Below are 23,938 nucleotides of genomic sequence, written 5' to 3'. Positions count from 1 at the left end.
ATATAAATAATATAAATATTTGAAAATGTTTACTAACAATGAAATGCTTATTAAACCATTACAATTACTATAAATTGTATGTTAAGCAAAACTAAGGTATAATAAAACTATTAAAAGGAGATAAGTTAAAATGGAATTTAAAGAATGAAAACAAATTTTACGTGATAAAACAGAATTACATATGTATGAATGAAAACCAAAAAATTTAACTAGTGTTAAAGGGGTTGTTCAGTTAGTCCATGGTAGTTGTGAACATGCCTTACGATACCAAGAATTTGCTGAATACTTAGTAGAACATCATTATATTGTTATCGCAAGTGATCACCGTGGGCATGGTAAAACCGCTTTAGCAAAAGAAGATTTAGGATTTTTTGCAGAAGAAGATGGTTGAGATAAATTAATTGAAGATTTAAATGAAGTAACAACTTATATTAAAAAACATTATCCTGAACTACCAATTGTAATGTTTGGACACTCAATGGGATCATTTATGGTTCGTCATTATGCAATGTTGTATGGGGATAATTTAGCAGCTTTAGTAGTTTGCGGAACAGCCCATCATAAAAAAGGGTTACTAAAATTTTCAGCTCATTTAGCGGAAAAGCACCAAGCCAAATATGGGCCAAAAGCAAAAGACCACTTTATCTATAATTTATCTTATGCCCCATTAAATAAAAAATTCCAAAAAGAGGGTAAAACTGGGACAGAATGATTATCTTCTGATTTAAAAGTGCAAGATAAGTTTCAGCGTGATCCTTTGGCTGGACAAATTTTTTCAACAAGTGCTTTTAAAGATATGTTTAACGGTTTAATTTTTATTACCGATACAAAAAATATTGCTAAAACACCTAAAAAATTACCGCTATTATTTATTGCTGGAGGCGATGATCCGGTTGGTAACTTTGGGAAAGGTGTTAAAAAAACCTTTAAATTATATAAAAAACACCATCATAATGATGAAATGAAATTATATCCAGGGGCTCGTCACGAAATTTTAAATGAAAAAATTAAATCTGAAGTAATGGCTGATATTCTTAAATTCTATGATAAACATTTACCAGTTAAAAAATAAGTAATAAATTTTAATAATAAGAATAGGGTTAGTTTAAGGTTAAACCTATTCTTATTTTATTTTACTTATTTTGTAAAACAAGGGTTTCAAAGTGGATTATTGCAAAAAAAACATTCTTTTGCTATAATTATTATTACAAATAATTAAAAAGTTTGTAAATCGTTTTGGGAGAAAAGTAAATATGAACAATAAAATTCAGTTAATTTACAATAAAATGTGTTATGACTGTCAATTTAAATTTAGAAACATTATCTCATATGTTAAAAATAACCGAGAAAAAAATTTAAATGACCTAGATTTATTTAAGTGTAAAGTTGATAAAACACGAGATGTATTAGATGATAAAAATATTTTGCCTTTGGCATTAATTTTTTGTCGTCAAGACTCATATGTTTTTATTTGAAAAGATTCAATTTATAATGGAGATGGCACTACCAAAATACCAGTTATTAATAATACTATCTTATTATCACAACAAACAATTCACAAAATCAAGGACTATAATTTAGTTTCAAATAGTTTAACAACTACAAAAAAACAACAAATGTTAGTTCCAAAAATAATTGAAAAAAATAATCACGCTCTAAAACAAAGTTTTAGTCGTCAAATGACGTTGATTCATCGCCAACATTTTTTACATATGTCAAAAATGCGAAAAACAATTATGTTACTTAGTTTAGTTTTTATTTTAATGTTTGCAGCAATGGGTGGTTTTTTAAGTTGATATTTTTTATCTGGGCAAAATAATTCCGGATCAATAATTAATCCAAGTAAGCAACGAATTGATTTAAATGAACATCTTGCTGATTCTCAACTTGATTTAATTAATGATAATCGGGAAAACTCAATTTTACAAGCCGCAAAAAAGAAAAATAAAAAATTAGACATACAGGATTTATTAGTAAAAAATATTACTGATACAAATGCAGTTATTTATGTAAAATCTTCAAGTAATATTTATAATACTGATTCAACTGTCATAGTTTCTTTTTTACCTACAAAGATTTCTTTATTAACCCATGTTATAAAGAGAAATTTTTTTATCAACACTAATTCACCAAACCCACCAGAATTATTGAAAATTATTAAATTAGAAAACCCAAAATTAGTTTTAGACTATGTCAATATTGAAAATATTATTACAGTTGAAAATAATCAAATTATTTTAAAAGGAAATTTAGTTTCGCAAGGGGAAAAATCAATTTATGTTTCAGATGAATCATTAGAATTATATTTTAGTAATACAGATAGAAAAATGCTATCAAACGATTTAACTGAAATTAATTTAGGGGATATTAAAAATTATAAATCTAAGACAATTTTAGAAGCAGTTAAATTAAAAAATAAAAATGTTCTTATTGATCAAGTTGAAGTAATACCTGGTAATGTTGTTGATAAGGAAGCAAAAATTAAGGTTAAAAGTAATAGTAAAGATTATTATATTAATGATAGTTATTTAATTACAGTAGAATTTCGGAGTTTTAATAAAGAATTAGGTCAAATTAAAGAAAAGGTAGAAAATGATATTAAAATTAGCGATTTAGACACAGCATTTGAATTAGAAAATAATTTAATATTAGTTTCAGGATGAGTAGAAAATAAAGGACAAGGGACACACTTATTTAGTCTTGATGGTAAATATGTTACTAAAGTAGAAGACCAAATTTTTAATAAAATTATAAAAACACCTGATAACAATATATTAATGGGGCTAGGATATTCTAAAGGTTTATTTTTATTAGATAGTAGAAGTGGAAAAATAATAAAAAAAGTTGAAGATAATCCTAATAATCCTTTAAATGACAAATTGGGTGACATAATTTTTTTACACAATGGAACTATTTTAGGAATAAGTTCAGAAAAAAACCCTACTCTATATCAACTTAATGCGGATGGGACTCTTCTAAAACAAATTAAAAAATATGATGATATTTCCTACACTTATTTATATCAGTTAGAAAATGGATCAATTTTCTTGACGTCTAACTTGAATGGTGAAGAAATTATTCAATTAAATAAAGATTATAGCATTCAAAAGAAAATTTTCCTTAATCCTCCTGGAGTTTGTAATGCTTGAGGTTATAGCCTTCTTCAATCCGAAAATTCGGGCATTATCTTATTAGGGGGAGCAGCGCAAACTAAGTGTATTTATCATCTTTATTCAGATTTGAGTCTTAAAGAACAAACTGGGTTCCCTAATGAAGAAGAAATGCAATTAGCCATTAAATTAAAAAGCGGGACATTTTTAGGTTTTAGAAAAAGTTATAATGGTGACAATGGCGTGTATATCCTAAAAAATGAGTAGTATTTTACTTTTTAAAAAAATTTAAGTTATAGAAATATTTTAAAAGACTAAGATATTTAGTCTTTTTATTTATTATTTTCAAATGATACTTTATTAAAGTAATATAGATTTGACTTGTAATCTAAGAAGTTTTTTATTATTAAAGATTATAATATTAAACTAAGTATCAAAATAGTAATTAATTCGTTATAATATAGTTATATTATTGGAAGGTGAAAAAGATGTTTAGTTTTACAACAAAACAAAAGAAAATTATTAGCTGATCATTATTTGGCTTAGCAGTATTAGCTGGAATTGGAACTATTTTTTATTTATTTGATTTTATTATTGTTGCCATTGTGCTTTTATCTTTGGCTGGTTTAGGTTTTTTTTGTTTAATGATTTTATGGTTTATTTTTGAACGATATAATAAAAAACATTAGGGGGCAATTATGACAGAAAATGATATTATTCGGAAAATCAAGGAAATTAGTTTAAACAGTGATCATCGCTTTTCATTTATTGCAAAGTATATTATTCAAAATCTAGCTATTATCCCTGATATTACAATTACCGAAATGGCAGAATATACTTATACTTCTGTTGCAACAATAAATCGTTTTACTAAATACCTTGATTTGGACGGCTACAAAGAATTAATTCATGTTATTAAATATTTTAATTATAATTTAACGGGAGAAGAGTTCCTCTTAAATGAACAAAATAATAATAGTTTTATGATTAAGGGATACCACAATACTGTTAAAACTTTACACGATACATTTCGTTTAGTGATTAAACAAAAAGAAAGTTTTGATGAGATAATTACCTTAATTAAAAAAAGTCGTAAAATTGTTGTTTTTGCCGTTGGGGGAACATATAACGTTGCTAAGGATTTTCAAGAAAAACTGTTGCGGTTAGGTTTTAATATTTTTGCTGTTAATGATTTTCATAGCGGTTATTTTCTGGCAAAACAATTATCGCCTGATGATTTAGCAATTTTTATTAGTTATTCAGGGGAAACGTTAGACTTAATTAAATTAGCAAAAATTTGCCAAGATAATAGAACCCCAGTTGCTGTTATTTGTAAAAATGCCAATAATAGTTTAGCGGCAATTGCTAATAACGCAATTACTATTTCAAGTAATGAATCAATTGAACGATTAATTTCGACAACAAGTCGTTTTGCCTTATTATTTGCATTAGATATGCTGTATTCAAGTTTATTAACAACTGATATGGAGCAATATCATCATATTTTAGAAAATACCATTATTAATAAATTTTAAATAGAAAATTTTACAATTTTTGATGTGAAATTACAGAACAACTGTTTTTAATTGTGAATTAAGAACAGTTGTTTTAAGATAATAAAGGATATATCAGGAGGAATAGAAAATGGCAAAAAATCCAAAACAAACCGCACAAGATCTTGTCGGTGTAATTGGGCCTGAGAATGTTGTTTCATTTACAAATTGTTTAACAAGACTACGCTTAAACATCAAACCTGGCGTTAACGTAGATTTAGAAAAATTAAAAACAGTAACAAATGTAATGGGAATTTTAACACCCTCAGCAACTGAATTACAAATCGTTTTAGGACCTGGTTTTGTTGGAACAGTTACCCAAGAATTTGGGAAATTAGTTAATGCACAACAAACTAGTCCAGTTGATGGTGCTGAACAAAGCGCCGACTTTGTCAGTGCTGCTGACGTCGCAAAACAAGTAAAAGGAGCAATAAAAGGAAAATCAAATTGATTACAAAACTTCTTTACGAAGTTTTCACGAATTTTCTCACCAATGATTATTGGTTTCATTGGAGCAGGGATTCTAGCTGGGATTGCTGGAATTATGCAATCAGCTTTTGGTGGCGATATTACAACCGCTTCAGCAGTTGTTCAGTCATGATTTAACGCTTTAAACTTGTTATTAAATATTTGAAAAAATGCCTTCATTATTATTGTTGGTTGAAGAACAGCCGAAGTATTTGGAGGTAGTGGAGTATTAGGAGCAATGGTTGCTTCAATGTATTCACCAGTTTTTGGTTCAGAATTAATTAAATTAATTATCAATACTGATCCAAATAATATTACTTTTTTAGGAATTCCAATTCATAATCCAGCAAGTAACTGATTAACAGTTGGATTCCGTCCTGAAATGAATGAAAGTGGGCAATGAGTTTTTGGTTATGCTTCAGGAAATATTTTAGGAGCATTATTAACAGCAACAGCCTCAATTTGATTAGAACGTGGGGTTCGTAAGTTTATGCCTGGAGTTCTTGACACAATTGGAACACCAACCCTAGTTTTATTCGCATTATTAATCTTAAATATTTTTGTATTAATTCCTGTTTCAGGATATTTATACATGGGAGTAGCATGATTCTTTCTTCATCTCCATACAAATCCATTTGGAGCCTTCGTCCTAGCCGCAATTTTCTTAACTGCGGTCGCGTTTGGAATTCACCAAGGATTTGTCCCAATTTATGCAATGATGATTCAACAAACTGGTGTTAATGGATTATTCCCAATTTTAGCAATGGCTGGAATGGCTCAGTTTGGAACTGGAATCGCTTTATGATTATTAGCTGATAAAGGTAGTTTATTACGTCGTCAAATTCAAGGATCATTGATTCCAGCCTTTTTTGGAATTGGAGAACCAATGATTTATGGGGTAACTTTACCTCGTGTTCGTCCATTTATTACTTCATCAATTGGAGCTGGTTTTGCCGGATTCTTTATTGGCGCAATGTCAATGTGAGGAAACATTACTTTTGGTCTTAACGCAATGTTTGGGCCATCAGGAATTTTAGCAGCCTTTATGATGACAACTGATTCAGGAAATATTGTTTTAGCAGTAATTTTATACTTAATCGCTTGTGGAATATCAATTGCTGGGGGACTATTAGTAACCTTATTTGGATATTCACGAATTGTTAAAATTGGTGGTAAAGATATGAAAGAATTGTACAAAAAAAATGGTAAATATAAACTTTGACAACAAATTTTATGAACAACAGCCTTTTGTACAGTAGTTGGGATTTTTGTGTACTGAACAGTATCATATTATCAATTACCAAAAGCTGAACGCTTAAAAATTGCTAAAACAAAAGTAGAATAGAAGTTAAATGAAGGAGTTATTTATGAAAAAAATTGATTTGTCAAAAATTGATACTGAGCAAAGAAATATAAATAGTATGGATATTGACCAAAAAAGTACATCAGAAATTTTAACAATTATTAATAATGAAGATGGGAAAATTGCTGAGGCGATTAAAAGTGAATTGCCAACAATTACAACAGTTGTTGATTTAATTTTTCCCCGTTTTCAACAAAATGGTCGCGTTATTTATATTGGAGCTGGAACATCAGGGCGAATTGGTGTTTTAGATGCTTCTGAAATGCCCCCAACTTATGGTGTTAGTGATCAACTTATTATTGGTATTATGGCTGGGGGAGATTACGCCATTCGTAATGCCGTTGAAGGAGCTGAAGATGATGAAACCCAAGCAGTTGCTGATTTAAAAGCAATTAACTTAGGACCATTAGATACAGTCATTGGAATTGCTGCTTCAGGAAGAACACCATATGTTTTAGCTGGGTTAGAATATGCTAAAACAGTTGGCGCTTTAGCGGTTGGAATGTGTATGACAAAAAACTCAGAAATGAGTGCCGTTGCCGACCAAACAATTGCGGTTGTAACTGGCCCAGAAGTTGTAACTGGAAGTACAAGAATGAAAGCCGGAACAGCCACAAAGTTAGTATGTAATATGATTTCAACAACCTTAATGATTAAATGAGGAAAAGTTTACCAAAATTTAATGGTTGATTTAAAAGCTTCAAATGAGAAGTTAAAAGTACGAACAGCACGGATTATTAAAGAAATCACTGGGGCGGATGATGAAAAAATCAATGCCGCATTAGTGGAAGCAAATTATTCATGTAAGCATGCCATAGTGATGATTTTCTGTAATGTTAATTATGAGGAAAGTATTACCCTACTAGCTACAGCTAATAACAGTATTGCCGCAGTATTAAAAAATCAATAATTTATAGGTAAAAGACATCTCCTTTGAGATGTCTTTTATTCCCATAACAGGAGGTCAAGATGTTAGGAGTTTCAATTTATACAACGGGAGAAATGAGTTTGACCGAAAACCAAGCTTATTTAAAAACAGCGCAAAGCGCCGGCTTTAATTATGTTTTTTGTAGTGGCCATTTGGTCGAAAGCCAAAATGAGACTGAATTAGCGACTTTAATTAATTATGCCCAACAATTAGGGATGTATGTTTGTCTTGACATTAGTAAAAAATATTTTGATCAAGCAAAAATTATGACTTGAAAACCAGATGCGATTCGGTTAGACTTTGGTTTTAGTCTTACCGAAGTAATTAGCATAATTGATACTTTACCGTTTGATATTCAAATCAATGGTAGTGATAATAGCTTAGATGATATTATTGAAATTATTAAATTACGAGGAAGTAGTCGTTTATCGGTTTCTTATAACTTTTATCCAAAACCATATACTGGGATGGATGAGGGGACTTTAATTTATCGTAATCGAATTATTAAAGAATATGGTGTTAAAACAAATGCCTTTATTGCTTCTCAAGCCCATCCTCGTAAACCTGTTTTTCAAGGATTACCAACAGTCGAAAAAATGCGCTTTTTAGAGCCATATGTCCAGTTACAATGATATAAAAAGCACGATATTGATACTTGTATTATTGGGGATTTAAATGTTAGTGAAGAAGAATTAAAATTTTTAACAAAAATTAACAAATCGGACAATATTACGATAAAATTAGATTATGCTAATCTGCCAAAAGCGATTATCGCAAAATTACAAAATCAGCGTTATCATTTGCGCGAAGATAGCAATTCTTATGTTTTAAGGTTTTTAGAAAGTCGGGGATTAGGACAAAATAATAGTCTAGTCGTACCATTTCAGAATGAAATTAGCGGCGAAGTTAAACCGTATACATTATTAATTGATAATGAAAATTATCATCGTTATAATGGCGAGATTTATCTCACAAAATTACCAATTAAAATTGATGAAAAAACTAATTACCTTGCAAACCTGGAAAAAGAAGGGATTTTAATTGAATTATTAAAACCTGGCCAACCAATTGCTTTTGTATAATAACAAAAGCATTTTTTTACCAAAAAAAGAAAAAGTGTTTCAAATTAAAAACTATAAAAAAGTTTGGTATACTTAATTATGTCCACTAATTTGACAAAAAGGAGAGTTTAAAATGTACGCAAAAGAATTAATAGCAAGTTTAAATCAAGATATTCGTGAACATTTCCCATATCTAAAAGAAATTGAAGATAGTTATCAAATGGTTTTTGATGGAGTTTCAAGAATGGTTGTTTTAGACCGCTATGCTCAAAAAGATAATACTTTAAAAACATTAAAAAAGAATGATTTAGTGTTAACAGTTATTAAAGATGATGGCTGATTCCCAACTCGTGGAATTGGGAACATTGTTGAAGTTGATCGAATTAATGGAACTTGTGATATTAAAATTGAGGAAGAATATGTTCATAGTATCGATAAAGACTTATTAATTAATAATAGTAATAATATAATTCGTAAAAATTTACATATGGTGGAAAAACCATTAGAAATCTTTTATGAACAAATTGCTTGAAGAGTTGCTAAAGCTTTAAGCAACCAAGAGGAAAACCAACCACCACATTTAGAAAGTTTTTACAATGAGTTAAAAGACTTAAATATTGTTCCAGCAGGTCGTGTTTTATATGGAGCTGGAAGTAATAGTGATGTTACATTCTTTAACTGTTTTGTAATGCCCTTTATTAAAGACTCACGGGAAGGAATTTCAATTCACCGAAAAGAAGTAATGGAAATTATGTCACATGGGGGAGGAGTTGGAACAAATGGCTCAACTTTACGACCACGTGGAACTGTTGCTAAAACAGTTGGGGGTCGTTCATCAGGAGCGGTATCATGATTAAATGACTTGTCAACTTTAACACATTTAGTTGAACAAGGAGGGTCACGAAGAGGAGCCCAAATGATTATGATGGCGGACTGACACCCTGATATTATTGAATTTATTATTTCAAAAATGCAAAACCCAAAAATTCTACGTTGATTAAAAGAAAATGGGAATGATAAATTAATTCGGGATGAAGCAAGTCGTAAAATTAAGTTTTCACCATTAACAAGTCTTGATCGCACACTATATGAATATGCTGTTAACAAAGAAGCAGATATTAATGACAGTGCTGTTGTTCGCGAAGCGCGCATTAAATTAGATGAAGGGGGAACATGAGAGGTAAATAACCCAGCCTTTTTATCAGGGGCTAATATCTCTGTAACAATTACCCATAAATTTATGCAAGCAGTTGAAAACAATGAAGATTGAGAATTACAATTCCCTGACTTGGATAATTATACAAAAGAAGAAAAAGCCTTTTATGATGAAAACTGATCAAAAATTGGTGATATCAATGAATGAAAAGCTTTAGGATATAAAGTTAAAACTTACTATAAAATGAAAGCCAGAGATTTATGAGATTTAATTAATTTTTGTGCCAATTATTCAGCAGAGCCAGGAATCTTCTTTATTGACACGGCAAATGATATGACAAATGCGAAAGCATATGATATGAAAGTTGTGGCGACAAATCCTTGTGGGGAACAACCATTAGCACCATACTCAGTATGTAACTTAGCGGCAATTAATTTAGCTAACTTTGTTGATAAAACAACGAAAGAAATTTTATATGATAAACTACGCCAAACAGTTCGTACTTGTGTTAGAATGCAAGATAATGTTATTGATGCAACACCATATTTCCTAGAAGCAAATAAAAAACAAGCTTTAGGAGAACGTCGAGTTGGATTAGGAGTAATGGGATTACATGACTTACTAATTTATCATGGGGTTCGTTATGGTAGTGTGGCAGGTAATCAAATTGTTGATAAAATCTTTGAATTAATGGCAACAGAAGCTTACCGTGCTTCAATCGAATTAGCAAAAGAAAAAGGATCATTCCCATTCTTAATTAGTCCCGAACGTTTCATTAATACTGGATATATGAAAAAAATGCCAGAAGATATTCGTCAAGATATTTTAAAATATGGAATTCGTAATTCACACTTATTAACAATTGCCCCAACTGGTTCAACAGGAACAATGGTTGGAGTATCAACAGGATTAGAACCATACTTTGGCTTTAAATTCTATCGTTCAGGACGATTAGGAAAAAACATTGAAGTAAATGCAAAAATTGTTGATGAATGATTAAAATATAATCCAGGGTATAGTGCAACAAATTTACCAGATATTTTTGTTGCTGCGATGGATTTAGCACCAGAAGACCATGCTGATACACAATGTATTATTCAACGTTGAGTTGATTCATCAATTTCAAAAACTGTTAATGCCCCTCGTGGTTACTCAGTTAAAGATGTTGAAAAAATTTATACTCGTTTATACAAAGGAGGGGCAAAAGGAGGAACTGTTTATGTTGATGGTTCTCGTGATGCCCAAGTCTTATCATTAACAACTGATGAACAACATCCAGCATTAGAACAATTAAACTTTGATCAATTAGGAGTTGAAGTTGATAACCGTAGTGGTCAACAAGATGATGAAAAATTACATACTGTTGGAAAAATGCGTGGAATTAACCAAGACCGTAAAATTGGGGCTGAGGTTGGTGATGTTTGTCCAATTTGTAAAGAAGGAACAATGATTGATGCTGGAGGATGTGTTACATGTAATAACTGTAATGTCCAGTTAAAATGTGGTTTATAAAATAACCGAAAAATTATTAAATATAACAATGAACTAATTGTAAGGAATGATATTTATGGGCGAAAACAGCTTAACAAATGTTGTCAGCGCAAAGTTGCCAACAAAATATGGAAATTTTGCCTTAAGATTATTTAGCGATCAAAATGGCCGCGAAATAATTAAAGCAATTATTAAAGAACCACTTAATTTAAATCAACCAGTTTTGGTTCGATTACATTCAGAGTGTTTTACTGGGGATGTATTAGGATCATTACGGTGTGATTGTGGTGAACAATTAGCAAACGCTTTAGAAGCAATTAATGCTAGTACGGGGGTTGTCTTATATTTGCCCCAAGAAGGGCGGGGAATTGGTTTGGTTAATAAACTGAAAGCTTATAATCTCCAAGATGAAGGTTATGATACTGTGCAAGCAAATGAACAATTAGGTTTTGCTCCTGATTTAAGACATTATGATAGTGCTAGTGTAGCTTTAGCATTACTAGGAATAAAGGAAGTTAATTTATTAACCAATAACCCTGATAAAATTGAACAGCTAATTGCGAATGGCATTAATGTTACAGCAAGAACCCCTTTAATTGTTGGTAAAAATGAAACTAACGAAAAATATTTTCAAGCCAAAAAAGATAAAATGGGTCATTTATTATAAAACAAAAAAAGAATTAACTTAAGGTTAATTCTTTTTTTGATAATTTATTTTTTTGGCAAAGATTTATTTCACTATTAATAATAAAACGGTTATTAAAAATAAAGGGTCATTTTTGTACTAGTTGTTCCATTAATTTATACACTGGAGCAAATAGCAGCGCGGTAACAATAATATTTCCGGTCCCATGAATAGCGTCAAAGACTAAACCATTAATTCAATAGGCTAAACCAACACTGGTACTATTAAATAACAGAGCCGTTTGGATGGCATAAAGGCTACCAAATAAATAACCAAATAAGCCGTTCATAATAATCATTGTTCATCATCACTTACTAATTAACGGTTTTAATCAAAGAATAATTACGGCATATAAATTAAAAATAACAAAATACATTAAACTTCAATCGGCAATTCCAAAGGTTACCATATTTAAAGTACAATAGACATTCACAATTCCAAAACCAATTTCAATGCTAAAGAAAAAAATACTAAACATTAAAATAAAGGTCACAAATTCAATATTTGGTAAAAAAGCAAACGCTGCTTTTAAGGCTAAGCCAAGAGCACTAAAAACGGCAATTATGGTAATTTTCATTGTTAATTTAATTGAATTTGTTCAAAAAATATCTTTTTTCATTTGCTTAACCATTTGTTTTAACAGCTGTTAAAACAAAACGAAAGACATTAATATCTTCTAAAATAACATCTGTTGCTCCTTTTTCGCAACTATTATTTTCCCCTTTACAAATTGGATTAATGTTTTGCGCGTCTTTATCATCGCTATCTCCACTACGAAGATCAAAATATTCTTTATTAATATCAGTTTTAATGTTACCAATGCGGATAACAAAAATCCCAATTCCAGGTGTTACTGAATAATCAAAATCTTTGGTGTCTTTTTCAATGACATCAGCTAATGTTGTAACATTATTGAAAATTAGGGTTTTATTTAAATACTCAACACCATTTTTATCAGTTGCCCGAATTTCAACATTTTTATAAGTTACACTGTTATTTTTATGGAGTTGATCATAATATTTTGGAATATAAATGATATTTAAAATAATGGCTCCAAGAATTACAATTGCTAGACTTAGAAACATCAAATATTTTTTTCATGAAAAATTTTTCATAAAGTTCTCCTTTCCTAATTCTTAGGCTAAAAAAATAAAAAAGAACCAATAAAATAAGGGTTCTTTGTTTTTATTTATGAGTTAAAAAAAGACATTATTACAATAAAATCTTAACGTTGCTCATAAATATCACACCCCCAGGGATATTTACTTTTTATTTCTTTTATTAGTAGGTCTTCTGGCTTAGAATCACTTTACTTATTGCCTCTTCCCAAGAATAATCTCAGTGAGTTTATGCAATGTTCATCATCCTTACAGATGCTGGGGCAGCTTGAGCTTTTAACTCAATTCCCTTTAAAATAGTCGAGGACTATTAACTAATAAAACAATTTGAAAGCGAATGCTTTCTTATAATTAATTATAACTGACTTTTAAAATTTCTAGAAAATTAATTTTCAATATTTTTCTTGTCCAATTTTGGTTATAATAAAAGCAATAATAAATAGTTTTTACAAAGGAGTATAAAATATGAATAAAAAAATTAAACTTGTTGCTGTTGATTTAGATGGAACATCATTGAATTCGCAAGGATTATTATCTTCGCGAACTGTTAATACTTTTCAAAAGTTAAATCAATTAGGAATTAAATTAGTGATTGCCTCGGGGCGACCACTTTATCAAATTAATCATTTAGTCGAAAAAGTGGGCCTAAAAGATGAAAATGATTATTCAATTGGCTTAAATGGGGCTGTAGTTGGGAATAACTTTAATGGTGAAGTACTATATGAAGATCATTTACCAAGTAATTTTATCGGACAATTATGCACAGAGGCACAAGAATTAGGAATTTCAACAATTATTATGTTTGAAAATCAACAATCAACTTTTAATTTTTTACAAATTTATTGTCAGAATTTTAATGATGGCGTAACAGCCCATTATTTTGCAAATTTTAAGTCAAAATCTTCTCAGGAAGTTGTCTTAAATAAATATAAGGGAGAAACTAATTTAAAAATTGGTAAATTATTTATGGCTGGGTCAATTGCAACAATTGCCACAATTGTTAGCAATTGACAAGACCGGTTAGAAATTTCTCATGAAGTAAAAATAGACCATGCAATTGTTGAGATTACAAAAAAAGGAACAAATAAGGCGTGAGGATTAAAACAGTTATGTCAGTTAAGTAACATTAAACCAAGTGAAGTAATGGCTTTTGGCAACGAACAAAATGATGTTGAAATGTTAAAATGAGCCGGGGTTGGTGTCGCAATGGCTAATGCTGGGAACCATATTAAACAGCATGCTAATACGACTTGTTTATCAAATGATGAGGATGGGGTTGCCGAAGCACTAGAAAAGTATTTTGAATTTTAAAATTAGACTTAGATTTTATTAATCACGCAAAAATAGTGCTATAATCATATAGAATAGATATTTATATCTAAATATATTAAAACTATAGGCAACATAAAAAGGGGTTTTTATTGATGGAAAAAACATATATCGTAAAAGTTTTAGCAAAAAAAGATGTTAAAATTAATTATCAAAAAATTTTAAAATTAACAAGTGAGCAATTACAAGAACAAGGGATAACTGAACCGAAAGTATCATTGCGTTTTAAATGATATCGTCCAAGTATTGAGGTTTTTGATAGTATTTATACTTCGGCTGTTTGAGGAACAAAAGTAGGTTTTAAACATGAAGACAGTTTTTTTCCAGGGGTAAAGTTAGAAGATGTTGTATCTTTTAAAGCACTATATAAAGCTGTTATGAATAGTTTTACAAAAGTAAGTAATGCTGTTGAAGAAGATAGTGATTCGCAAGGGGAAGCAACAGATTATATTAATTTATTATTAAATTTATTAACAGAAATTATTAAGGCGGGTTTTATTCGCCCACAGTTTTATCATGAAAATTTAGATAATCCTCATGTCTTAAGTTTTATCTCTTGAATTTTAGCTGGAGCTTGTGCTGGAGTTGGTCGTTGATTTGGATATATCTTTTTAAACAAAGAATTGGGAATTACCTTTGTAGAACGCCTTTATTTATATTATCAAGAGTTAACAAATGAAAATAGTTTTGAAAGTATTAGCACTTATATGGAAATTATGGATGATTTTGTAATGTATTTAGAAGATAGCTCATATTTAGTAGATGAGTTTAGCGAATAATAGAAGGGAAAAACAAAAAAATGGCAAAAATGAAAAATTTTATTGATCAAACATATGATAACCAAAATGTTTATTTAATTATTAATGATAGTAATGAAGCAATTATGATTGATGCTTCTAATGCAGCAAAAGAAGCTGTTGACTATTTAACAGAACGTAATATTAGTTTAAAAGCATTATTTATTAGCCATGGTCATATTGATCATTTTGATGGCTTAGATTTTGTTTTAGCAAAATATCCTGATATTAAAATTTATTTACAACGTAAGGACGAAAAATTATTAGCTCAGAAACGTGTTGATGATATTACCGGTGATATTATTGGGCCAGTAATTAATTCTCCGCTTGTTAATTTAGAATTATTAGATGGTAATACAATAACAAATGATATTGGTTATGAAGTTGAAGTATTTAGTGTTCCTGGTCACACAAAAGGAACACAGTTATTCCGAATTAAAAAATTAAATTTAGTAACATCAGGATTTAGTTTATTACCAGATTATAATGCTCCAGGTTATACGGGAAAATTATGTAATGATCAATATTTTGTTAAAGAACTAGTTAAAATGACAAATTTAGAACCACAATGACATGTTTTACCAGGGCATAATAAAAATTTTACTATTCAAGCAGCGCTTGAAGCAGGTAAAATTAGCCCTGATCATTAATTTAGAAAATATTTTAGGAGGAATTAGCGAGTGTTTACTTGAAATCCCAAGACCCACTTTTATCTACGATTAGTTTCGTTAATTTGCTTAGTGTTGTTTTTAATCTTTGACTGTTATTGAGCAATTTTTCATCCAATGCCAAAATTTGCTAATTTAGGTTATGGCGATCGTGCTTCGGTTTATTTTGCTTATTTTACAACCCAAACAAATTATTTAGTTGCTTTTTATTTCTTAATTTATTTATTTGAAAATAAATTTAAAAATACTAAACCACATTATATTATTCGTTTGGCAGTTACAACCTATATTACAATTACAATGCTCGTTTTTTGAACTGGTATTTTTAGTCAAGCGTCAGAACCAAATCAGTATGATTTATGACGATGAATTGCAACAGTTATTTTACATTTAGTAATGCCAGTTGCAATGATTACTAGTTATGTTTTAACGGCAGGGGATGAAAACTATGATGGTTTAAAACATCATTATTTATATTTATGACTAATCATGCTTTATATGTTATTGTATTTTACTTTCACAATTATTCGGGGAACACTACGACAATGAGATGGTAAAGATCCTATTTCATGATTTCCTTATGGCTTTTTAGATTATACGAAAGAATTTGGAGAAGAATTACTAGTGATTTCACTTGTTGTTATTTTTACGATAGCAATCCTATTACAATATTTTTATATTTGAATTAACAACTTACTTTATAATCGTTATCATAAACCAGAAAATCCGCTACCAAAACAAAAATGTAATAAACGCTGTTATCAACCAGCTCGTTCAGCCATAATTGGCGGGGCTATTGCTATTGCCATTACTGTGGCAAACATGGTTATCTGTGCGTTAATGATTTTTGGCAATTTAGAAGAATTTGAGTATTTACATTTAAGCTTTAGTAATAAATTAACGTTAGTTGGATTCTTTACCATTTCTGTAATTATGTTTGTGGCAATGATTGTTTGTTATGTTTACATCTTGCGAGGTCGCCAACTGGCTCGAATTGCCGCGGGATTATTAATGATGAGTTTAATGTTTTTCACCTGAATTTGATTAGTTGGACCAATTTTATGTTTAGCAAGTGCGATTATGATTTTTAACGGTAAAGAAATTTTTGTTGGTGATAATCCACCTGCTGAGAAAGCAAAACAACCAAAAAAAATAAAACAACATCAGAAAAATTTAAGTTAATAGTTATTTCTTAAATTTTTCTTTCTTTTTGTTTAATAACTTAGTAAAATTAAAGTAAATTTAGTAGGAGCGATATGAGTAGTCAAATTCTGGAAGTAACTGTAAAAAGCAATGATGCTGGTCAAACACTATTTAATTTTTTAAAAAAAATGTTGCCAACAACAAGTTTGTCAGTTATTTATAAATTATTTCGTAATAAAAAAATCAAAGTAAATAATAAAAGTGTCAAAGATCGCAAATATTTGTTAGCTGTTAATGATAAAATTTTAATTTTTGATAAAAATATTGAAATTGTTTATCGCCCAACCGTCCAAACCCAGGTAAATAATAAGAATAATACTTTAAAAATTGTTTATGAAGATGAGAATTTGTTAATTGTTGATAAACCCCATGGGGTGGAAATGCATTCCACACTGCATGATAGTTTAGACCAAAGCGTTCGTAATTATTTAATTAATACTAACCAATATGATCCAAACTATGAGCAGTCATTTTTAATTTCGCATGTTCATCGTTTAGATAAATTTACTAGGGGTCTAGTAATTTATGCCAAAAACAAAGCAACATTAGATAGTTTATTGACAAAAATTAATGATAAAAAATATATTGTTAAAAAATATTTAGCTCAATGTCAAGGTAATTTCCCAGCGGACCTAACAACAGTGAGAGGATATCTTTATAAAGATGAACAAAGAAAACGAATGGTTTTCAGTCCCAAAAAAGTCGAAGAGAGCCAAGAATGTGAAACAAGTTTTAAGGTAATAAAACCATCAGTGGATTCAACATGATTAGAAGTTACTTTAACAACGGGACGGAAACATCAAATTAGAGCAACATTAAGCTATTTAAAACACCCTGTTGTAAATGATCAAAAATATGGGGCAAAAAGAATTAATCCTAATTTTATGATTGCGCTGTATGCTTATCAAATTGAATTTCATCATTTTTCTGGTAATTTAGAATATTTAAATGAAAAGATTATTAAAATTGAGGAAAATATTATAAAATAAAAAAGAATAGAAAAAAGGAGAACATTATGTTGTCAACACAAAAAGGGATTTTTGCAATTTTAATTGGAGCATTAACTTCTTTAATTGGGACGATTTTCCAATTTATTTTAATGTATTTACTAATTTCAAGTTATGGTCCAAAGTTTAACGGTTTTGTAAAGAATACCATTGCAATTGTTGCGTTTTTAGGAAGTGTTGAGGGAGCATTAGGTTCTTTAACTGTTATTTTCTTATTAAAACCTTTATTACAAAAAGATTATATTCGCGCTAATGAAATTTTGAATACAACAAAACATCAGTATCGCATTGCTGGAATTATTGGAATATTCTTATTATTAGGGATTTCATTAGCATATAGTAGTTACACATATATTTTTGAAAAAGATTTTTTAGTAACCGTTAATGGCGTGGCCGAAAAATATGCTTTATGAAAAATGATGATAATTGTTGCTTTAATTGGTTCAAAAAATTTAATTGGATTATTTTGAACAGCTTGCTATGAAAATTTAATGCAAGCTGATCAAAATAACCATATTCGTCGTTTAGTCATGATGATTTGTGATTTAGTTGCATATTCAATTATTTTCTATGCAATTTCTGTCACAATTGATCCACTTTTTATTTTCTTAATTTTCCTAATGTATTCCTTAATGAAAGGCGTCTTAGTTTATTTGTTTGTAAGACTAAATTATCCATGAATTAGAATTATGAAACAAAAAGATAATATGCAATTAGTTAAAAAGAGTAATATTATTGTTTTTAAAAACATTGGTGAGACTTTAATTATTAACTTAGATGCAATTGTTGTTGCCATTTTATTAGGCTTGAATATTTCTTCAACTTTGTCGCTGTATATGACAATTGCGGTTGGGGTTCGTAGTATTATGTTAATTTTAATTAATTCGTTCCGTGAATTTTTTGCCGCTTGAACAGCAAAGAATGGCCGTATTAATTGAGATACTTATATTAAGTTTGAAACATACGCTTTTATGATTGGCGCCTTCTTATTTATTAACCAGTTTATCTTATCCCCATATTTTGTGACAGCGTTATATGCTCCCCAAATTGGTGTTGACTTTTCTGGGTGAACAGCCCAAGAACTAGCTATTTTTAATGATATTTTCTATTATCCAACTTTTTCATTATTAATTGCGATTTCTTCGGTGTTTATTATTTTAGGAGAGCCTGCAAATGTCTTAATTTATGCGAAAGGAAACTACCAAAAGGTAGCAATGCCGATTTTTTACTTAGGGATTGCTAATGTTGTTATTTCTGTTATTGTTGCGATTATTTCACGATTCGCCTTTAATGATTATAAAAGTGCTTTATATGGAATTTTAATTATTACTTGTATCGTTACTTTCATTCGCTTTGTTTACTTATGAGTTTATAATTGGATGTATCTAACTTATAATAGTAGTTTCAAAGGTGTCTTTCGTAATTGAATGATTCTATTAGTTCCAATTATCATTGCTATTTTAGTCAACTATTTATTTATTAATGTTTCCTATAACCCCAATAATATTTATGATGAGAATTTTCAGTATCAGTGGGGCTGAAACATCTTATTATCAATTTTCTTTGGATTAATTGTTACCTCAATTATGCTGATTTTAATAAATTCAATTTTATGAGCCCCACGTTCAGTTAAAGGAATTATTTTACGACTACCAATTATTCACCGCATTTGGTTGAAAAAACAAGAAAAAGCCCGTAAAATTCGCAAATCAAAATTTGAAGATGATTTTATTAACTTAACTGAACCAACTGATCCGTACCAGGAAATGTGAGAACGAGAAGAAGCTTTAGTTAAAAGCCATATTACTAATCTTGAAATTGATGTCGGACCGAGTGGGGAAGATGAGATTTATGTCTTAAAAGGTTAAAAAAAGGAATTATTATAATTCCTTTTTTTATTATTGTAAATCAGCCCCTAAATAGCCTGGATGGTATTTTTCGCCATGAATTATTTTTGTAATATTATATAAGGCATTGATACTTTCTCCAAAACCAGTTGCCATATTATAGTATTTTCCCTCATAGGCAGCAATATTACCAGCGGCAAAAATGCGGGGATGGGAAGTTTGACCACTAGGACTAATAATAATTTTATTGGCTCTTGTAAATGTTAATGGTCATTGACTAATAACTGAAGGCGCAATTTTGGCACCATATTGGATTAAATAATAGTCAGCTTGTAAAGAAACTAAACTATTATCATCATTATGAATAAGAGTCATTTCAGTGATCAATTCCCCATTAGTTGTGATTGTTTCAATATGATAGTTTTTGTATTCTGTGACTTGATTTTGTTGTAATTTGGCAACGCTACTTTCTTTTGCCCGATAGTGTTCACGGCGATGTACAATAGTGACATTGCTTGTAATTTTTTCTTCAATAAAATGATTAGCTCAATCAAGTGCTGAATCACCACCACCTAAAATTGCAATTTTTTTATTATGATATTGCTGGGGATTATTAATTTGATAAGTCAGATTCTGATAGGTAACATTACTATCAAGTTGTTCTAATTTAATCGGCGTAAAAACACCATTTCCAGTTGTAATTAAAATTGTTTTAACTTCAATAACAGTATTATTTGATAATTTAACCGCAAAACCATCATTAATTTCAGTTAGCTCACTAACCTTTGTTTCTAATAAGAGAGTCATATTACCACAATATTTTTTGGTGTTTGCTAATAAATTATTAACAAAATCTTGCCCGGTAATTTTATCAATCCCAGGAAGATCATAAATTGCCTTATCGGGAAATAGTTCGGCTGGCTGTCCACCGGGGGCAGAATTACCTTCAATAATATAACCAGATAAGCCCATTAATCCGGCACAACTTCATGCATATAATCCAACCGGCCCAGCGCCGATAATTAGTAAATCTTTCATTTATAAATAAACCTTTCATTGTATTTTTATATTATTATTACATATTTTTAAAAAAAAGTAAGGGTTATTTTATTTTCTCGGTATAATTAGAAAAGAAAGTAGGAAGTAAATGCAAATTAACATAAATAGTTTAAAAGACAGTGAAAAATTAGCCCAAATTTTAGCTCAATTTGCTGGTCCAAATCAAGTACTATTACTGAATGGGCCATTAGCGGCTGGTAAAACAACAATCACAAAATTACTTTTAGCTGCCCTTGGTTATAATGAATTAGTAACTTCACCAACTTTTGTCATTATGAACCAATACCAGTGTCCAAATGAATTAACTGTTAATCATTTTGACTTTTACCGTTTATTAGATAACATTTCTCCTGAAGAAGCTGAAATGTATTTAGATGCTGCTAATGATTGCTATAATATTATTGAATGACCAGCCCCAATTAAGCAATATTTACCATTAAAATGAGTCATTACAGAAATTACAATTGAAGTATTATCAACTGGGCGGTTAATTGATATTAGAACAACAAATCCTGGATTACTAGCAAATTTAGAAGAGGAATTTTATCATGCATAGTTTATTTATTGATACAACAGGGAAATATTTAACCTTAATTTTAGAATCAAATAATATTGTTCTTGGCGATTATCATCTTGATGGGGAACGAAAACACACAGAATTAACGGTTCCAACAATCACAAAATTACTTGGTGAACATAATTTAAAGTTAAAAGATTTAACGGCGTTATATTTAACAATTGGACCAGGAAGTTACACTGGCATTCGGGTTCCAATCACAATCGCAATGATTTTGAAAACAATTAATCCTAATCTGAATGTTTATACAATTAATAGTCTATTATACCAAGCTGGGTTAGATAATTGTATTTCAATGATTGATGCGAAAGGAAGCCAGTTTTATTTTGCCATCTATCAAAATGGCCAAGAAATTATTCCAATTCAGTTGCTTACATTAGAAAATTGTCGAGAAATTAGTCAACAGTTTGCTGGTTATGAAATCCGCGAAGATTTACTTGAATTTGATTATTTAAATAATTATTTAAATTTAAAACCTTATTTTACTCTTAGCGAAACAGTAGATGATTTAGCACCTTTATATTTGAAAAAGGCGGTTGAAACTAATGAAACTAACCGTTAAACCAATTAGTAATAGTGACGGTGTTTTCATTTTTTTGCTAGAAAAAGAGAATTATCCCGACCATTATTATAAATATCGTAATCTAATTTTAATGATAAATGATCAAAACTATTATTGTCTAAAATTACTTTCTGAAGATAAAGTTCTTGGTTATGCGCTGCTATTAAAGAGTGGCCCGGATTTGGAATTAATTAGGTTAACAATTAAAAAATCAGAACAGCATCAAGGCTATGGGCAGTGATTTTTACAATACTTATTAACTACCCTTCAATTTGAAAAGCTGTTTTTAGAAGTAAATACAACAAATATTATTGCCCAAAAGTTATATCAAGCGAATGGTTTTGCGATAATTCGGACAATTGATAAATATTATGGTCAAAATAATGCTATTGTTATGGAATATAAAAAATAAACTTTAAGGTATAATAAATAAGGAAGAAAAAGGAGAAAAAAACAATGGGAAGAGCATTTGAAGTTCGTAAACAATCAATGGCCGCAACATCGGCGAAAAAAGCTGTCTTATATAATCGCATGGCCCGAGAAATCTATTTAGCGGCCCGTGAAGGGAGCCCTGATCCAACGGCTAATTTAGCTTTACGTAACGCAATTGATAAAGCTAAATCAAAACAAGTACCAAAAGATGTTATTGAACGGGCAATTAAAAAAGCCAGTGGTAATGATAATGATAATTACCAAGCAATTCGTTATGAAGGCTATGGTCCTGGGGGTAGTGCAATTATTGTTGAAACATTAACAAACAATGTTAATCGTGCTGTCGCTGAAGTTCGTAATTGTTTTACAAAAACTGGGGGTAAACTTGGTGTATCTGGCGCTGTAACTCATCTATTTGATCATTTAGCTTTGTTTGCTTTTACAAAGCATAGTGTTGATGAAGTTTTTGAACAGTTATTATTAGCAGATTGTGATGTTAATGATGTTGTTGATGAAGAAGACCAAGTTGTTGTCTATGCTCCTGCGACTGCTTTTAATGCAGTTAAAACAGTCTTAGATAGCATGGGAATTAGTGATTTTGCGATGGCGGAAATTACAATGCTAGCGCAAGAAGAAATTACTTTAGCTGGGGAAGAAAAAGAACGTTTTGAAAAATTATTAAATATGCTTGATGAATGTGATGATGTCCAAGAAGTCTATCATAATGTTAAACTAGATTAAGTTTTTAATCTAGTTTTTAATTTTTATAAAAAATAAATTTTATCTAAGCGAATATTTAGCAAGGTGGTAAAATAATATTATTACTATGAGAAAGGAAGAAATAGCAATGAGCAAAAAAATTCTTGTTATAAATGGGACAGTTAGTCCAGAAAAAACTTCATATTCAATCGCGTTAACTAAACGTTTTATTAAACATTATCAAGCTTTAAATCCCCAAGATGAGTTTATTTATTTAGATTTAAATAAAACAGCAATGGCGTTAAAAACTTTAACAGTTGATAACTTTGGAACCTTTTTTAATGCTGAAGATACTGATTTTTATGTTGACCAATTAAAAAATGTTGATAAAGTAATCATCAGCTGTCCAATGAATAATTTTAATGTTAGTGGATTAGTTAAAAATTATTTTGACCATATTTTAGTGGCTGATAAAACATTTTCATATAAATATTCAAAAAAAGGTGATGCAATTGGGTTATTACCACATTTAAAAGTACAAATTTTAACAACCCAGGGAGCACCTTATGGATGATATTTATGAGGAAATCATACGGAATACTTAAAAGGAACATGAGAATTTGTTGGGGCACAAGTTAATGAACCAATTCTAATCGCTGGAACAAAAGTTAGTCCGATGAAAGAATTAACTCCTGAACAATTAATTGATCAGTATGATGAGCAAATTCAAAAAGCAGTTAAAACATTTTAACAGTTAAATTTTAAATTATTACCAGGCAGTTACAAGGCAACCATATTAATTATTAACCAATATTAATAACTATT

23 protein-coding genes and 1 riboswitch are annotated in these 23,938 nt (G+C 29.8%); of the genes, 20 read left to right on the top strand and 3 right to left on the bottom strand.

Features of this window, described 5'->3' with window-relative positions:
- Positions 1-130 precede the first annotated feature (130 nt).
- The 9 genes from SSYRP_RS03715 (at position 131) to ribA (ending at position 11,797) form a co-directional block, all read left to right on the top strand.
- Complete coding sequence (locus tag SSYRP_RS03715; protein WP_016340977.1) at positions 131-1,072, top strand: alpha/beta fold hydrolase; 942 nt, start codon at positions 131-133, stop codon at positions 1,070-1,072.
- 181 nt (positions 1,073-1,253) lie between these two features.
- Positions 1,254-3,377 carry a hypothetical protein gene (locus SSYRP_RS03710; RefSeq protein ID WP_016340976.1) on the top strand — a complete coding sequence of 708 codons (2,124 nt, stop codon included), beginning with the start codon at positions 1,254-1,256 and terminating at the stop codon, positions 3,375-3,377.
- A gap of 221 nt (positions 3,378-3,598) precedes the next feature.
- On the top strand, positions 3,599-3,799 hold the full coding sequence (locus tag SSYRP_RS03705) for a hypothetical protein (RefSeq protein WP_016340975.1): 201 nt from the start codon (positions 3,599-3,601) through the stop codon (positions 3,797-3,799).
- A gap of 9 nt (positions 3,800-3,808) precedes the next feature.
- Positions 3,809-4,645, top strand: coding sequence for a MurR/RpiR family transcriptional regulator (locus SSYRP_RS03700; RefSeq protein ID WP_016340974.1), 837 nt, complete (start codon positions 3,809-3,811; stop codon positions 4,643-4,645).
- Between the two features lie 109 nt (positions 4,646-4,754).
- Positions 4,755-6,476 (top strand): PTS transporter subunit EIIC, encoded by a 1,722-nt coding sequence (locus tag SSYRP_RS03695; protein ID WP_016340973.1) that lies wholly within the window; start codon positions 4,755-4,757, stop codon positions 6,474-6,476.
- A gap of 22 nt (positions 6,477-6,498) precedes the next feature.
- Positions 6,499-7,404, top strand: coding sequence for an N-acetylmuramic acid 6-phosphate etherase (gene murQ, locus SSYRP_RS03690; RefSeq protein WP_016340972.1), 906 nt, complete (start codon positions 6,499-6,501; stop codon positions 7,402-7,404).
- A 59-nt stretch (positions 7,405-7,463) separates the two neighbouring features.
- On the top strand, positions 7,464-8,504 hold the full coding sequence (locus tag SSYRP_RS03685) for a MupG family TIM beta-alpha barrel fold protein (protein ID WP_016340971.1): 1,041 nt from the start codon (positions 7,464-7,466) through the stop codon (positions 8,502-8,504).
- A gap of 112 nt (positions 8,505-8,616) precedes the next feature.
- Entirely contained in the window at positions 8,617-11,151 is a 2,535-nt protein-coding gene (locus tag SSYRP_RS03680; protein ID WP_016340970.1) for a vitamin B12-dependent ribonucleotide reductase, read from the top strand.
- Between the two features lie 55 nt (positions 11,152-11,206).
- Positions 11,207-11,797 (top strand): GTP cyclohydrolase II, encoded by a 591-nt coding sequence (gene ribA, locus SSYRP_RS03675; protein WP_016340969.1) that lies wholly within the window; start codon positions 11,207-11,209, stop codon positions 11,795-11,797.
- 13 nt (positions 11,798-11,810) lie between these two features.
- Here the strand turns inward: ribA and SSYRP_RS03670 are convergent, their stop codons facing one another.
- Positions 11,811-12,434 (bottom strand): hypothetical protein, encoded by a 624-nt coding sequence (locus SSYRP_RS03670; RefSeq protein ID WP_144060304.1) that lies wholly within the window; start codon positions 12,432-12,434, stop codon positions 11,811-11,813.
- 4 nt (positions 12,435-12,438) lie between these two features.
- Positions 12,439-12,930, bottom strand: coding sequence for a hypothetical protein (locus tag SSYRP_RS03665; protein WP_016340967.1), 492 nt, complete (start codon positions 12,928-12,930; stop codon positions 12,439-12,441).
- A gap of 151 nt (positions 12,931-13,081) precedes the next feature.
- Positions 13,082-13,267: riboswitch (cobalamin riboswitch) on the bottom strand.
- A gap of 131 nt (positions 13,268-13,398) precedes the next feature.
- On the opposite strand from SSYRP_RS03665, the gene SSYRP_RS03660 reads away from it, so the two are divergent.
- The 6 genes from SSYRP_RS03660 to SSYRP_RS03635 all read left to right on the top strand — a co-directional run bounded on the left by SSYRP_RS03660 (position 13,399) and on the right by SSYRP_RS03635 (position 19,805).
- Entirely contained in the window at positions 13,399-14,244 is an 846-nt protein-coding gene (locus SSYRP_RS03660) for a Cof-type HAD-IIB family hydrolase (RefSeq protein WP_016340966.1), read from the top strand.
- Positions 14,245-14,357: 113 nt separating this feature from the next.
- A complete protein-coding gene (locus SSYRP_RS03655; RefSeq protein ID WP_016340965.1) occupies positions 14,358-15,041 on the top strand; it encodes a hypothetical protein in 684 nt (227 codons plus the stop codon).
- Positions 15,042-15,061: 20 nt separating this feature from the next.
- Positions 15,062-15,709, top strand: a complete 648-nt coding sequence (locus tag SSYRP_RS03650) for an MBL fold metallo-hydrolase (protein ID WP_016340964.1) — start codon at positions 15,062-15,064, stop codon at positions 15,707-15,709.
- Positions 15,710-15,739: 30 nt separating this feature from the next.
- A complete protein-coding gene (locus SSYRP_RS03645; RefSeq protein WP_016340963.1) occupies positions 15,740-16,909 on the top strand; it encodes a Pr6Pr family membrane protein in 1,170 nt (389 codons plus the stop codon).
- 74 nt (positions 16,910-16,983) lie between these two features.
- Positions 16,984-17,919 (top strand): RluA family pseudouridine synthase, encoded by a 936-nt coding sequence (locus SSYRP_RS03640; RefSeq protein WP_016340962.1) that lies wholly within the window; start codon positions 16,984-16,986, stop codon positions 17,917-17,919.
- A 26-nt stretch (positions 17,920-17,945) separates the two neighbouring features.
- A complete protein-coding gene (locus tag SSYRP_RS03635; RefSeq protein WP_016340961.1) occupies positions 17,946-19,805 on the top strand; it encodes a hypothetical protein in 1,860 nt (619 codons plus the stop codon).
- 30 nt (positions 19,806-19,835) lie between these two features.
- Here SSYRP_RS03635 and SSYRP_RS03630 read toward each other — a convergent pair whose 3' ends face one another.
- Positions 19,836-20,822: an NAD(P)/FAD-dependent oxidoreductase gene (locus SSYRP_RS03630; RefSeq protein ID WP_016340960.1), complete on the bottom strand. Its 987-nt coding sequence runs from the start codon at positions 20,820-20,822 to the stop codon at positions 19,836-19,838.
- 109 nt (positions 20,823-20,931) lie between these two features.
- Here SSYRP_RS03630 and tsaE point away from each other — a divergent pair, with 109 nt between their 5' ends.
- The 5 genes from tsaE (at position 20,932) to SSYRP_RS03605 (ending at position 23,864) form a co-directional block, all read left to right on the top strand.
- Positions 20,932-21,399 carry a tRNA (adenosine(37)-N6)-threonylcarbamoyltransferase complex ATPase subunit type 1 TsaE gene (tsaE, locus tag SSYRP_RS03625; RefSeq protein WP_016340959.1) on the top strand — a complete coding sequence of 156 codons (468 nt, stop codon included), beginning with the start codon at positions 20,932-20,934 and terminating at the stop codon, positions 21,397-21,399.
- The gene (tsaB, locus tag SSYRP_RS03620) at positions 21,392-21,982 is read left to right on the top strand and encodes a tRNA (adenosine(37)-N6)-threonylcarbamoyltransferase complex dimerization subunit type 1 TsaB (RefSeq protein WP_016340958.1); all 591 of its coding nucleotides are present in this window, start codon (positions 21,392-21,394) and stop codon (positions 21,980-21,982) included. The genes tsaE and tsaB overlap by 8 nt, the downstream gene beginning before the upstream one ends.
- The gene (locus SSYRP_RS03615) at positions 21,966-22,394 is read left to right on the top strand and encodes a GNAT family N-acetyltransferase (RefSeq protein ID WP_016340957.1); all 429 of its coding nucleotides are present in this window, start codon (positions 21,966-21,968) and stop codon (positions 22,392-22,394) included. The genes tsaB and SSYRP_RS03615 overlap by 17 nt, the downstream gene beginning before the upstream one ends.
- Before the next feature lie 44 nt (positions 22,395-22,438).
- Complete coding sequence (locus SSYRP_RS03610; protein ID WP_016340956.1) at positions 22,439-23,155, top strand: YebC/PmpR family DNA-binding transcriptional regulator; 717 nt, start codon at positions 22,439-22,441, stop codon at positions 23,153-23,155.
- Between the two features lie 106 nt (positions 23,156-23,261).
- Positions 23,262-23,864: an FMN-dependent NADH-azoreductase gene (locus tag SSYRP_RS03605; protein WP_016340955.1), complete on the top strand. Its 603-nt coding sequence runs from the start codon at positions 23,262-23,264 to the stop codon at positions 23,862-23,864.
- Positions 23,865-23,938: the final 74 nt, after the last annotated feature.

Origin of the sequence: Spiroplasma syrphidicola EA-1 (assembly GCF_000400955.1) — a bacterium.
In the GTDB taxonomy this organism is placed as follows: Bacteria; Bacillota_I; Bacilli_A; order Mycoplasmatales; family Mycoplasmataceae; genus Spiroplasma; species Spiroplasma syrphidicola.
This window is presented reverse-complemented; position numbering and strand designations above follow the sequence as displayed.